The organism is Mycolicibacterium sp. SMGY-1XX, from assembly GCF_059132455.1.
In genome coordinates, this window is the sequence record NZ_CP101139.1 from 324,374 (window position 1) to 336,960 (window position 12,587).

General features: G+C 66.4%; 15 protein-coding genes and 1 pseudogene. 4 read left to right on the forward strand and 12 right to left on the reverse strand.

Translation table 11 applies throughout. From position 1 onward, the window contains the following. Window positions 1-2: 2 nt before the first annotated feature. The 3 genes from NL241_RS01510 to NL241_RS01520 all read right to left on the reverse strand — a co-directional run bounded on the left by NL241_RS01510 (window position 3) and on the right by NL241_RS01520 (window position 1,157). Complete coding sequence (locus tag NL241_RS01510; RefSeq protein ID WP_494396582.1) at window positions 3-134, reverse strand: VOC family protein; 132 nt, start codon at window positions 132-134, stop codon at window positions 3-5. Further along, window positions 115-420, reverse strand: coding sequence for a VOC family protein (locus NL241_RS01515; RefSeq protein WP_494396583.1), 306 nt, complete (start codon window positions 418-420; stop codon window positions 115-117). Before NL241_RS01515 ends, NL241_RS01510 begins: the two co-directional genes overlap by 20 nt. Window positions 421-512: 92 nt before the next feature. Further along, window positions 513-1,157 carry a TetR/AcrR family transcriptional regulator gene (locus NL241_RS01520; RefSeq protein WP_487693787.1) on the reverse strand — a complete coding sequence of 215 codons (645 nt, stop codon included), beginning with the start codon at window positions 1,155-1,157 and terminating at the stop codon, window positions 513-515. Window positions 1,158-1,252: 95 nt separating this feature from the next. On the opposite strand from NL241_RS01520, the gene NL241_RS01525 reads away from it, so the two are divergent. Next, window positions 1,253-2,683, forward strand: coding sequence for a cytochrome P450 (locus NL241_RS01525; protein ID WP_487693965.1), 1,431 nt, complete (start codon window positions 1,253-1,255; stop codon window positions 2,681-2,683). Here NL241_RS01525 and NL241_RS01530 read toward each other — a convergent pair. From NL241_RS01530 to NL241_RS01545, 4 genes are all read right to left on the reverse strand, one after another. Beyond that, window positions 2,655-3,290: a TetR/AcrR family transcriptional regulator gene (locus NL241_RS01530; RefSeq protein WP_494396584.1), complete on the reverse strand. Its 636-nt coding sequence runs from the start codon at window positions 3,288-3,290 to the stop codon at window positions 2,655-2,657. The two genes, NL241_RS01525 and NL241_RS01530, sit on opposite strands and share 29 nt — an antisense overlap. A 37-nt stretch (window positions 3,291-3,327) precedes the next feature. Continuing rightward, entirely contained in the window at window positions 3,328-4,392 is a 1,065-nt protein-coding gene (locus NL241_RS01535) for an ATP-dependent DNA ligase (protein WP_494396585.1), read from the reverse strand. A gap of 33 nt (window positions 4,393-4,425) precedes the next feature. After that, window positions 4,426-4,779: a J domain-containing protein gene (locus NL241_RS01540; RefSeq protein WP_487693790.1), complete on the reverse strand. Its 354-nt coding sequence runs from the start codon at window positions 4,777-4,779 to the stop codon at window positions 4,426-4,428. 631 nt (window positions 4,780-5,410) lie between these two features. Continuing rightward, entirely contained in the window at window positions 5,411-5,833 is a 423-nt protein-coding gene (locus tag NL241_RS01545; protein ID WP_487693791.1) for an Hsp20/alpha crystallin family protein, read from the reverse strand. Window positions 5,834-5,944: 111 nt separating this feature from the next. Here NL241_RS01545 and NL241_RS01550 point away from each other — a divergent pair, with 111 nt between their 5' ends. After that, a complete protein-coding gene (locus tag NL241_RS01550) occupies window positions 5,945-6,271 on the forward strand; it encodes a MerR family transcriptional regulator (protein WP_487693792.1) in 327 nt (108 codons plus the stop codon). Between the two features lie 42 nt (window positions 6,272-6,313). On the opposite strand, the gene NL241_RS01555 is transcribed toward NL241_RS01550, so the two are convergent. The 4 genes from NL241_RS01555 to NL241_RS01570 form a co-directional block, all read right to left on the reverse strand. Then, window positions 6,314-7,279, reverse strand: coding sequence for an anti-sigma factor RsbA family regulatory protein (locus NL241_RS01555; protein ID WP_487693793.1), 966 nt, complete (start codon window positions 7,277-7,279; stop codon window positions 6,314-6,316). Then, window positions 7,276-8,364 (reverse strand): MEDS domain-containing protein, encoded by a 1,089-nt coding sequence (locus NL241_RS01560; protein ID WP_487693794.1) that lies wholly within the window; start codon window positions 8,362-8,364, stop codon window positions 7,276-7,278. The genes NL241_RS01555 and NL241_RS01560 overlap by 4 nt, the downstream gene beginning before the upstream one ends. 146 nt (window positions 8,365-8,510) lie before the next feature. Further along, window positions 8,511-9,140 (reverse strand): hypothetical protein, encoded by a 630-nt coding sequence (locus NL241_RS01565; protein WP_494396586.1) that lies wholly within the window; start codon window positions 9,138-9,140, stop codon window positions 8,511-8,513. Continuing rightward, window positions 9,121-10,335 (reverse strand): hypothetical protein, encoded by a 1,215-nt coding sequence (locus NL241_RS01570; protein WP_494396587.1) that lies wholly within the window; start codon window positions 10,333-10,335, stop codon window positions 9,121-9,123. Before NL241_RS01570 ends, NL241_RS01565 begins: the two co-directional genes overlap by 20 nt. A 511-nt stretch (window positions 10,336-10,846) precedes the next feature. Here NL241_RS01570 and NL241_RS01575 point away from each other — a divergent pair. Next, window positions 10,847-11,923 carry a class I SAM-dependent methyltransferase gene (locus NL241_RS01575; protein ID WP_494396588.1) on the forward strand — a complete coding sequence of 359 codons (1,077 nt, stop codon included), beginning with the start codon at window positions 10,847-10,849 and terminating at the stop codon, window positions 11,921-11,923. Between the two features lie 30 nt (window positions 11,924-11,953). Beyond that, window positions 11,954-12,070 (forward strand): annotated as a pseudogene (locus tag NL241_RS01580) (ATP-dependent DNA ligase); the annotation flags it as partial. Window positions 12,071-12,166: 96 nt separating this feature from the next. On the opposite strand, the gene NL241_RS01585 reads toward NL241_RS01580, so the two are convergent. Further along, window positions 12,167-12,565, reverse strand: a complete 399-nt coding sequence (locus NL241_RS01585) for a DUF302 domain-containing protein (RefSeq protein ID WP_073680411.1) — start codon at window positions 12,563-12,565, stop codon at window positions 12,167-12,169. Between the last annotated feature and the right edge of the window lie 22 nt (window positions 12,566-12,587).

Consider the following 12,587-nt stretch of genomic DNA (forward strand, 5'->3'; position numbering starts at 1 on the left):
CCTCACCCGGGCGGTTCCTCCACGACCATCCACTGATGACCGTCGGGGTCGGCGAACACCCCGCAGTATCCCCAGGGCTTCTCCTCGGCGGCGCTGACGATCGTGGCGCCCGCGTCACGCGCCGACGACAGCACCGCGTCCAGTGGGGCGGTCCGGCGCGGTGAGTCCGATCTGGCATTCGACGGTGCCGGGTGCGGCGACCTGGCTGCCGCCGGTCACCCAGCCGAACCCGCCGGTCGGGACGAGCATCAACCACAGCGCGTCGTTCACCACCACTTGAAGGGGTTCGGGCACACCGTCGTCGGCGGGTTCACCCGGCGTCGCGAAACCCAGCCCCTGTGCGTAGAACCGGAAGGATCGCTGCCGGTCGGCGGTCGGAAATGCGACAACAGCGCGGGTGAAGGATCGTGGATCGGCCATACCGGATACGACTCGCGGGCGCGCCGGGACTCATCGAGACGGAGTTATCCACAGGAGTTATCCACACTGGGGATGAATCACACGGGTGTCATTCACGGCTTCCGGGTGCGGGCCACCTCCGCCGCACCGTTGCCGGTGACCACCCACAATGTGGCCAGGCTCTGCGCCAGGTCGTCGACGGAGACCCGCACCCGGCCGTTGACATACGCCAGGATGGCGTCCGCGGTGCCGCCGATCATGAACGCCGGCCCCACCTGAGCCAGCGGGTCCTTCTCGAGCGCGACGTCGTGCACGCTGCGGGCATGGGACACCAGCACGCCGGTCAACCCCCGCATCACCGTGGCCCGGTGCTGATGCAGAGCCGGTGAGGTCGCCACCCCGCCGAGCAGCACCTGGGCTCGCCGCGGGTCCGCGGTCAATGTCGTCACCACCGCCCGGGCAGCTGCCAGCGCCTGCTGCGAGAGCGGCAGTGTTGCGGTCTGCGCCAACGCCGAGAGGGTCACCGTGCGGACGTCCGCGGCGATCTCGTCGACGGCGGCCGCGGCCACCGCGTCGAGGGTGTCGAAGCTCTCGTAGAAGTACCGTTTGTTCAGGCCCGCGGCGGCGCAGAGCTTGTCGACAGTGACCGTGCGCCAATCGTTTCCGGCCAGGACGTCCAGCGCGGTGTCGAGCAGGCGCGCCCGCCGCTGCCGGCGACGATCGTCAGCCGACTGGCCGGCGTAGCTGCGTCGGGGCATGTCGGGCACCACACAATCGTCGCACCCTTGACGCCGGTCGACGGAATTTGGCACGATCTCGTACCAGAAATACGGAAGGAAGCACCGTGGCAGTGTTGAACGCCGGAATCGCAGACTCGACGAAGTACCGAGCCCAATCGGTGGCCGCGTCGGTGACATCGCATTACCCCAGCCGGGCGCGCGCGCTGGCCGAACCGCCACGGGGATCCGGCCTCAAACCGGTCATGGGCAATTACGGTTTCCCGTTCCTCGGCCACATCATGAGCACGCTGGTCGATCCGCTCGACTTCGCGCGGCAGCGCTACGCGCAGTACGGGCCGGTCTCCTGGGCGGGCGGGGTCGGCTTCCGTGTGGTCGCCCTGATGGGTCCCGAGGCGCTCGAGTGCGCGTGGATCAACAAGGACAAAGCCCTGTCCAGCACCCTGGGCTGGGCGCCGGTGATAGGACCGTTCTTCCATCGCGGAATCATGTTGCTCGACTTCGAGGAACACCGCGACCACCGCCGGATCATGCAGCAGGCTTTCACGCGGTCCGCACTGGACGGGTACCTGGGCCTGATGTGTCCGGGTATCGCCCGCGCCGTCACCGATTGGGTTCCAGCCCAGCGGTTCCCGTTCTACACCGCGGTCAAGCACCTGCTGCTGGAGCAGGCCGCCGAGGTGTTCGTGGGCACTGAACTGGGTGCCGAATCGGATCAGCTCGCCGCCGACTTCCACGACACCGTCTGCGGCGGCCAAGCCATCGTGCGTGCCGATGTGCCCGGCGGGGTCTGGTCCAGGGGCCTACGCGCCCGGGAACGCCTGGAACGCTACTTCGCCGACCAGTTGCCCAGCCGTCTGCACGGTGACGGCATGGACCTGTTCTCGATGCTGTGCCGCAGTGAAAGCGAAGACGGTGCCCGCTTCAGCCACGCCGACATCGTCAACCACATGATCTTCCTGCTGATGGCGGCGCATGACACCAGCGCGATCGCCATTTCGATGCTGGTCTACGAACTCGGCCGAAACACCCAGTGGCAAAGCGACTTACGAGCTGAGGCGCGGGCGGACCCCCATGACACCATGACGCTGGCCGACGTGGATTCCTACCCCCTCCTGGACGCTGCGTTCAAGGAGGCGTTGCGCATGTACGCACCGGCCGGCACCCTGTTCCGGCAGGCGGTCAAGGACACCGAAATCGCGGGACACTACATCCCCCGCAAGAGCCAGGTGGCGATCAACGTGTACGCATCGATGCGGCTCGCGCAGTGGTGGCCCGACCCCGACACCTTCGACCCCGGCCGGTTCACCTCGGGCGGCGACGCCGGTGCCGTCACCCGATACGCGTTCGCGCCCTTCGGCGGTGGTGTGCACAAATGCATCGGACAGCAGTTCGCAGACATGAACGTCAAGGCGATCATGCATCAGCTGTTACGTCGGTTCGAATGGACCGTGCCCGCGGGCTACCGGCCACGCCTGACGTGGGGAACGGGGCCGACGCCCGCCGACGGGCTCCCGATCACCCTGCGCCGGCTGAACTCTCACTGAAACGCGCTGTCTCGGAGCGCTCCCGCACCGCGGGCGCGACCCACCGGTGCAGGTAACCGCGCAGTTCGGAACCGTGTCTGCTGGGACCGCCCGGATCCAGGATGAACGACTGCAGGGTGCGCAGCATGAATTCGACCAGTTCGTCCAGGCCGGCGCCGCTGAAACCCTCGGCCGCCCAGTCGACCGAGAAGCGTTCCAGGATCGACCGGCCGAACGAGATCGACATCTCCGAGGTGATGCCGGCGGTGAAGGCGCTGGCCTTGCCCGGCTGCATGACAAGTCCCAGATACCGGTCGTGGGGCAGCTGTTCGAGCGTGTAGGCAATTCCCTCGACCACCGCTTCGGTCGGGTCGGTGATGGACTGCAGATCGGCGGCGAGCCGCTCCAGGAACCCGCCGACCGCCGAGAGTGCGGTCCCCGCCAGCAGGGCCTCCAGGGTGGGGAAGTAGCGGTAGACGGTTTGGCGGGTGACGCCGAGCGCGGTGGCCACCTCGGACACGGTGACCGATCCGCGGGCGTCGATGGACGCCCGGGCCGCGCCGACGATGCGGCGCACCGCGTCGTCGTCGTCGACGGGGATGTCCCCGGCCCAGCCGTGTCTACGCACCCCCGCATCGTTTCACGCCGGCGAACGCGGTGAGTCTTCAGCCCAGGCCGGGAACGATATCGTGCAAGCTGAACGTCAAGGGTTGCTCCAACTGGGCGTAGGTGCAGGTCCGTGGGTCCCGATCGGGGCGCCAACGATTGAATTGTGCTGTGTGCCGGAATCTCTCGCCTTCCATGTGGTCGTAGCGCACCTCGACCACGCGTTCGGGGCGCAGCGGTACGAAAGACAGGCTCTTGCCTGCGTTCCACCGTGAGCCCATGTTCCTGGCCAGGGCGGTGTTGTCGGCCACCTGGGCCGCCCAGTCCCACGGATGCCCGTCGAATGTCGTTACCAGCGGTTGTAATTCGGTGAAGAGTTTCCGCCGGGTGGCCATGGGGAACGCGCCGATCACACCCACCGACGCCAGGTGGCCGTCGTCTTTGTAGAGGCCCAGCATCAGCGAGCCCACCGCGTCGTCGCCGGATTTGTGCAAGCGATACCCGGCCACCACACAATCCGCAGTGCGCTGATGCTTGACCTTGAACATCAGCCGCTTGTCCGGTTGGTAGGTCAATGTCAACGGTTTGGCGATCAGCCCGTCCAGCCCGGCGCCCTCGAACTCGTGGAACCACCGGCGCGCGGTGTCTGAGTCTTCGGTCACCGGCGTGAGGTGAATCGACGGGCCCGAACCGGCCAGAGCCGTCTCGAGGACGGCGCGGCGTTCACTGAACGGGCTGCCGGTGTAGTCCTGGTCGCCGAGCGCCAGCAGATCGAACGCGATGAACGCCGCCGGCGTTTTCTGCGCCAGCATGGCGACCCGGCTGGCTGCCGGGTGCAGTCGCAGCTGCAGCGCCTCGAAATCAAGGCCCCGGTCTCCGGCGATCACGATCTCGCCGTCGATGACACACCGCTGCGGCAACTCGGCTCTGGCCGCCGTGACCAGTTCGGGAAAGTACCTTGTGAGCGGGCGTTCGTTGCGACTACCGAGCTCCACCTCTTCACCGTCGCGAAAGACGATGGAGCGGAACCCGTCCCACTTCGGTTCGTAGGCACAGTCAGCCGGGATGTCGGTGACGGCTTTGGCCAGCATCGGTGACACCGGCGGCAGCACGGGAAGTTTCATTGCCTCATTGTCACCGCTGCCGGCCGGCGATGGTCACCGGTGGCGTCGCACCGGTCCGGCCCACAACGGGTACCCGGGCCCTCGGCCGCGGTGCTGAGTGACCGGGATCGGCAGTGGCCCAGCGGAGTTCGCAGCCACACGGTGCGATGGCGCGGTGGCCGCGGCCGCATTGCGGTCGTGTTGGGCGCGGTCCTCGGGATCGCGCAGCAGGTGGTAGGCCGCAATGAGCTGCTCCAGCTGTGTGGTGCCGGTGGTGCTCCCCGTACCGGCGTGCGAACTATCGGGGTGCAGGCCGCGTAACTTGGCACGAAACGCGCGGTTGATCTCGGCCGGGGTGGCGTGGGAAGTCACCCCCAGCACATCGTAGGGATCGAGATCGTGGTTCATCCGGGTTCAACCTCCAGCTGGCTGTCGCCGCAGGTAGGTGTGCGCTCAGACGCCCGCCGCCGGTACCGGGTACCGGCGGCGGGGCCCGGCTGCATTGACGTCGCACGCGGCCCGCGTCAGAGGTGCCACTGTCGTGGCGGTGCGCACGCAAGTCCCACGGGGGATGTTGCGGTAGGCGCGGTTGCACAGTGTGATCGGGCTGCTGCGGGCGACGTGCGGGTCACTGCCCACGCATGGTGATCGTTGAGGCATCACCTCCTTGCTCACAATGTTCGGCCTTCTTGCTCACAATGTTCGGCGCGACCCGGGGGAGACCGCTGTGTAGGCCACATCTGTCGCCGCGATCCATCTCTGGGCGGCCATCGCCCCAACCGTCTCGGGGGTGCCGGCGGTGACCGTCGACGGGTCGCGGTCACCACGGCGACCGATCTGAGGTGGAACCGGGCGGCAGGCATCTCGCCGGGAACTGCGCAGCGTCCGCGCTCACGGGGGGCGTTGTCGCGCTGCACGCGCATCCACTCGGCGCGCACAATGGCCTCCGCTTCCTCGAACACGGCGTCGGCCGGCGCGTCAGTGATCATTGTGCTCACCTCCCCTCCGGCGGGATGCTCGCCACCGCCCGGCCCCCCGGTCAGGCGTTGATGGCTTCCTTGCCTTGACCGCTGGCGATCTCGATGCGCCGCGGTTTCGCCCTCTCGGAGACCGGGATGTTCAGCCGCAACACCCCGTCCTGGTAACTGGCCTGGATCTGCTCGGTGTCGAGTGTCTCGCCCAGGAAGAGTTGGCGACTGAACACCCCGCGGGGGCGTTCTGCGGACACCATCTCCCGGTTCTGATCCAGGCCCGGCCTTTCGGCGTGCACGGTCAGAACGTTGCGTTCGACGTCCAGGTGAACCGAATCGGGCTTCACCCCGGGCAGGTCGAACTCGACGATGAACGCGTCTCCCTCGCGCCAGGCATCCATCGGCATGACCGCGGGGCGGGCTGCGGTGCCCAGCACCTGTTGGGTCCAGCGGTCGAGATCACGGAATGGATCGGTACGCATCAACATCATCTCCACCTCCCATAGTTGCCATCAGATCATCTATGTGATCTGCCATAGATTAGTTATAGCTCCGAGTGATAGATTGCGGCAAGAACTTTTTTCGACAGATTGGGCGATCTGGTGAGTGAGGATCCGGCAGACCGATCCGGGCGCGGGGTGTACAGCATCTCGGTCGCCGCCGAGCTATCCGGTGTCGGCGAGCAGTCCCTCCGGCTCTACGAGCAGCGTGGGTTGCTCACTCCCGCCCGGACCGCAGGCGGCACTCGCCGCTACAGCGACGACGATCTGGTGCGGCTGCAGCGCATCAGTGAGCTGCTCGCCTCGGGGGTGAACGTCGCCGGTGTCGGCCAGATCTTGGACCTGCAGGACCGCAACAGCCAGCTGGAAGCCGACAACACCGCACTGAAATCCGACAACGCCCGCCTCACGGACGGGGAACGAACATGACCCGGTCGGGGGTAGAAGTCGCCACGGTGAGCGCCACGAAACTCAGTCGGCGTGCGCGGCGGGTACCGATGTTCTCCTGCGCGCGCCCAGTCTGACGGTGAATCCCTCAGGCGCCCTGATGAGATCGACGTCGACGGCCAACTGGTGAATCAGCCACAGCCCGAGGCCGGCGCCGGTCTCGCTGCTCACCGGCATGAGCCCGGTCAGGGCGCCGCGTGGGCCGGGTCCACTGTCGTGGACATGCGCGATCACCTGGTCGGGATCGGCCCACATCCGGAAGCGGACAGGTGGCCGGCCGTGCACCAACGCATTGGACACCGCCTCGGATACGGCCAGGATCAGGTCGTGGACGGTATCGCCGTCAAGGCGCGGTGCTGCCAGAGCCCGGATGATCGCGCGGGCCTCGGCGGGGCTGATGTCGTTTCGAGTCACCAGCGGCGCTGCGGATTCGAGTGCGTCGGGGACGGCCTCCAGTGGGACGAAGGGGTCTTCGTAGCGGGCACTGGCCAGCCGCTCGCCGGGCGCGGTGAGTAGGCAGGGATGCGTCCGTTCCACCACGTCCCGGACCCGGGGCGAGACGGTGCTGGCGTCGTACAGGCACAGACTTCGCACCGGGTAGTCACTCCAGACCGTGTTCACCGCCGCCTCGTAGCGATCCCAGCCGTGGAAGCGCCGGCCATTGCCTTCGTGGGGCACGTCGCCGGCGACGCGGATCCGAGAGGCGCCGTCTGCCACATGCCGAGCGAACAGACGCCGGAAGGTGGCGATCGCCCGCGCGGGGGTGGCGTACAAGCTCGCGCCCGCGAGGAAGGTGGCTCGCGCCGAGGCGGGCAGCCAGGTGCGGAGAAGCTTGTTCTTGCGCTCGTCGTAGCCGAAGATCAGCGGTTCCCCCGCCGCCAGACTCTCCTCGACGAATGGTGTGATGAGCGAACGGAATTCGGCGTCTGATCCATAGAAGCCGGCCTCATGGACGTGGCCCGTCTCCCGTGCGATGGCGTCTGAGGTCACGCGAGTCGGTTCCTGAGCGCTACGAGGGCAGCCATGCGCGCTTGACGCTGATGGCCCGGGGAGTGGTCGGCCAGATCGTCACGAATCCCGGCGGCAAGGTCGCGCATGGTGATGTCGCTTCCCTCGGACAGGTTCCTGAGCACGGTCAGGACGTCGGCTGAGGTCCAGCCCAAAGTGTCGGCCAGTAACTCGTTCACCTCCTCGATCATGGCGATCGCATCGGCGAAAGTGCTGTCGCGCCACGGTGTTACCGAGACACCGGGCACGTCGAGCAGATCGAGGATCCTGCCGATGAACTGCTGATCGGTATGCAGCACCACGGTGCTCGAATGCCGACGACCGACCTGACTCAGCGCGATCAGTGACCGGTGATCGACGAAGGACAGTTCCCGGGCGTCGATGTGCAACGTGGTTCCTGCGGTGAGGGGCCAGACCCGGCCCAGGGTGGTGGTGAAGACGTCCTGGGTGAACGCATCGAGTTCACCTGTCAAGATGAAATCGACCTCTGGTTCAGGGTCCGCGAACAACTGGAAGTTCACCGAACCGGCGCTGACGTAGGGATGGAGGCACAGGAGTTCACCGGCCGCCGCCCCCAGTTGCGTGACGTTGTAGGCGCACATCGCGGAGAACGGCAGCACCGCCATCTGCTGGTCGACCAGGAACTCGAGTTCGGCCAGCGATTCTCGTTGTTTTTCGGTGCGAGCCACCGGGGTCACGTCGACGACGGCGCGGAACCCGTTGTAGCCCCTGGACACGGCGTCCTCGGCCGTGGCGATGTAGCGCCCGAGGGCCGCTTCGGCGTCCAGCACGTCGGTTCCGGGTTGATAGACGTAGTAGTCGGCTGCGGTGATCGTGTTGACCGCCGCGAGGTCGAGGCCGGCCAACGCCGGCATCGCGTCGAGTTCGGACCGCAACGTGGGTTCGTCCGCCTCGCCGACGTAGGTGACCAGCTGGTTCTGGCGGATACCGTCGGCGATGTACTCCGCAGCGCGCGCCAGGAACTCCGAGCGGTGGTGAAAACCCCATCCCATGTGGCCGAAGGGCGTCAGACCCGCGGCGGATTCAACGGCTGCATGCGGTCGCATCAGAGTGTTTCGGCGACACGTGGTGTCATGGTCATGCTCGTGGCCCCCAGGCAGTCGGACCGGACTTCGTGTCAAACGACCTCACTGCCGAAGTCAACTCCCGAACTGGGAGTCGACACCACGATACGCGGCCCCGGGCCACTCTTCTAGCGGCGCCAGATACCCACGGGTGCGCCGGCGTTCGGGGCGTCCGGCTCGCCCGCCAGCAGCGGTACCCCATGTCGCAACCAGATGGCTCCGGGTAGGTCGAAGGGCCGCTTCCGCTCGGCGAGGACGGCCTGCTGGGCGGCCAGCGAGGCGCTCACGGTGAATCTCCCGGTGCGGACACCGGTCAGCCAGCCCTGCCGGACCACGGCGAGCACACCGGAGAGGGCGAAAGTGATCGTGAGATCGATGTTGATGGTGGCGATCGAGGTGCCGTCGACGAACACTTCGATTCTCGGGCGTTGGCTCGATTCGATGGTGTGTCCCACCAAAGCGACGATCTCCTCGGTTGTCGGGGCGTCGAGGGTCCGCCGCGCCGCTTGCCTGAGCGCGTCGTATCGCTTCCAGCCGGCGATCGCCACATCCGCCAGGTTGGTGGACAGGAGTTCGTCGGCCTTGGCCGCCAACTCGTGCTCGAGGACGGCGTTGAGGCCCACCGCCCCGGGGACATGGGCGCGCACCGTCCCATTCCGGCGCAACGATTCGGCCAGGGCGCCAGTCGGCCCGGACCGGGCCTCGCCGAAGAGCAGGTCCCGTACGGTCGCGGTTCCGTCAAGAGCGGGTGTGGTCATCGTCCACCTCCGTGATCGTGTGATTGCCCGCCCCGGCGTGAACCTGCAGGCGGAGTGCGAAGGAACGCTGCCCGGGCGTCTCGCGCAGCGCGACAGCCGGTGGGCCGCCGAGATGTGATTCGACGTGCACGCGTGGGTTCGGTGGGTGTGCACGCGGTGTGCGCCACCGGCGATAAGCCCAGACGGCCATGATCGCCACGGCGAGGATCAGCACCAACAGCCAGAAGGCGGAACCGTCCTCCGGCGGGGGATCCGTACCCGGCGGTGTCGGTGTGGGCGTGACCGGACTGGCGACGACGGTGAACGAAGCGGTCTGCGTCGCCGCGCCGTCTGCGCAGGAGGCACGCAGGGTGCGCGTGCCGGCGCCGGCGCCGACCGGCACCGTGAATCGGGACTGGAACGATCCTGACGCATCGGTGCGGGCATCGGGCAGGGTCTCCCCGTCGTCCCAGGCCAAGGTGACCAGCTGAGAGTTGTTGTAGCACAGGAATCCTCCACCCGTCACCGTCACCCCCTCACCTCGGCCGGCGCTGGCCGGAGTCAGAGTCAGCGTGGGGTTCTGGGGTAACACTCGGGGCTCTGTTTTGGTCACTTGGCTGGTGACTGCCCCGGTCACGGTGAAGGATGCGGTGTCGGCGACGTCGGGGTCATCGGTACAGGCTGCTCGGACCGTGTACTCACGAGGCGCTGCCCCGGTGGGAACGGTGAGTGGCACGCCGAACGCGCCGGCTGGGGCTGCGGTGGCAAGAACCTCATCCCAGCGGATGTCCACACCGCCTGCGCGGCAATCGAATCCACTTCCTGTCGCCGTGAATCCCGAGCCGGGCGCACCCCGGTCGCTGCTGAGTGTCAGGCTGGGCTGCGGGACAGCGGTGACGACGAATTCGGCGGAGTCTCGGGCCGTATCGCACGTCGCGGTGACCGCGTGCGGCCCAGGGGAGGCCGTCGCCGGCACTGTGAAAGTGCCTGATCCATCCAGAGGTTCACCGTCCCAGTCCAGTACCGCCGGCTGGAGTTCATCGGGACACCCCGTGACCGTGGCCGTCACCGCGGTGCCTGGGCGGCCCTCGGTGACGGACAAGCCCAGGTCTATGACGATCGGCGCACGGGTGACCGTGAACGGCGCGGGCGCTGCCGTGACCCCGTTGCATGACGCGGTGATGGCGTAGGTTGCCGGGTTGGCTTTCTGCGGCACAACAAAAGTCGCCGTAGTGGCAGTCGCGCTGTCAGGCCCCCCGTATTCCCATGAGAAGGACACGACGCACTCGTCCGAGAACCCGACAGGCGTTGCGGTTGCCTCGAACCTGGTTCCAGGTCCACCTTCGGCCGGCGACACCAACAGAGTGAGCTCTGGATCGGGCAGTGGCTTCCCCACCAAGGATCCCGTGTCTTCGATGGGCGCTGCGGGGTCGGTTGTGGGAGGCGGGCCGGGAAAGGGTTCTGCCCCGGCAGTACCGCCGGGCAGGGGTGACAAGGCACCACACCCGACGGCCACGGCCGCCAGGATGTACCTCGCGCATTTTGATGCCACGGTCGCAGTGTGGCGCGGTTGACCGCCCGCAGCACGAGTACCCCACTACCCGAGTTCTCGCCGCAGATGGTGCCTAACGTGGTCGATGGAAGGCGGCGTAGGGGGGAACAATGAATGAAAGTAACCTGGCGATAGCAACATTCGATCAGCGGTCGGATCGAACGGACGACGTGCGATGACTGAGAACAGTGTCTGCACCGACTCCTGCACCACGGTGACACCGATCAGTGTGAGCGTGCACAAGGGTATCCGCGTTGAGCGCGTATCCGTGTCAGATATCTCGCAGGACGCCCGCTACGTGGCGGACAGGATGCAGACGCAGGCGGACATCGACCTGATCGACAGCCGACTGGCCGGCGAAAGGCACTGGGCGGCACCACATCTTGCAGATATCGGCGGCCGCCGCCGACTTCGATTCAACAACCCGGTGGCCGCCCAGTTGTTCGGCAGCGCCCCGGCGTTGCGGATCTGGCGGGAACGTTTTGTTCCCAGAGCGATTGCGCTGACGCCGGTTTACGAAGCTGAGTCGTGGTTCCTGCCCACCGGTGAGCCGATCGACCCGAAGACCAGAGGTATCTTTCTGTACTCGTTGGATGCAATCGGCGTTCGTACCCGCGCGTCGATCCTGGCGCATCGGGTGTCGCGCTATGTCGAGCCACATTCGGTCACCAGGTGGACCAGCATCGCGAGCGGTGCTGCGATCCCCGTGCTCAACGCAGTGGCGCGCAATCTGGCCGGACGTCAGGTCAGCGTCACACTCGTTGACATCGATCCGGAAGCGTTACACCACGCGAGGCAGAAGGCGTCGGCACTCGGCCTCGTCGAGGGGCGGCATTACGAGCTGCTCCGACGCAATGTCATCAGCGACCTGATCGTGACCGACAACCTGGTGCGCGCACTCGGTGAGCATTCGCAGAACATGGTGGACATGCTCGGCATCTTCGAGTACATCGATGAAGAGTTCGCCGGGAGGAAGTCCGCGGCGACATTCTTGGTCAATGCGTTTCGTCTGGTGAAGCCGGGCGGCGCGCTTGTGGGGGCCAACATGCTGAACACCCGCCCGCAGCTGCACTTCAATCAGCGAGCGGTCGGCTGGCCGCGCATCATTCCCCGATCCCTCGATCAGATCCACCGGATCATCGTCGACGCCGGGATAAACCCGAACTGGGTCACGGTGAGGATCGCGGCTGACGGCATCTACGCGGTGTTCGAGATCGCCAGGCCCAAGCTGGACCCGGGAAGTGGGCGATGACATTGCCGGAGTTCGCGGGTCTACGTGAGTATGGAACCCGTGGACCTTCCCGTGCAGCCTCCGCTCGAACCGATGCTGGCCAAAGCCCAGGCCAAGGTGCCCACCGACGAGGGGGTGTGGTCGTACGAGCCCAAATGGGACGGATTCCTTCACTGAACTTGTCAAGACGGCCACGAGGTGCGGCTCGGACCGATGAGTCGTCAGTGGGGTTGGGTAGGAACGGCGGAACCGCCGTTCCTCGGGTCAGCTCGTCAACGCTGCGACGGCGGCCATCAGTTTGTCGGCTACTTCTTTGGCGATCGGTTGTAGCTGCGGTTCGTTGGTGACGTCGACGAGCAGTTGCGGGTTCATGGCCTCAACGAGGGTGTTTTCTGGGTTGTCGGGGTCGCTGCGCACCACGACGTTGCAGGGCAGCAGCAGCCCGATTTGACGGTTCGCCGTAATTGCGCGGTGCGCTAGTGGCGGGTTGCACGCACCTAGGATCAGGTAGTTCTCAACGTCCTCGTCGAGCTTGTCCTTGAGGGTAGCTTTGACGTCGATCTCGGTGAGGACGCCGAATCCCTGTTCCGACAGCGCTTCTCGCGTGCGGGCTACAGCGTCGTCGAAGGTGGTCTTCAGGCTGGTAGCTAGGGCGATGCTCATGATGACTCCTTTGTCGTCGTTG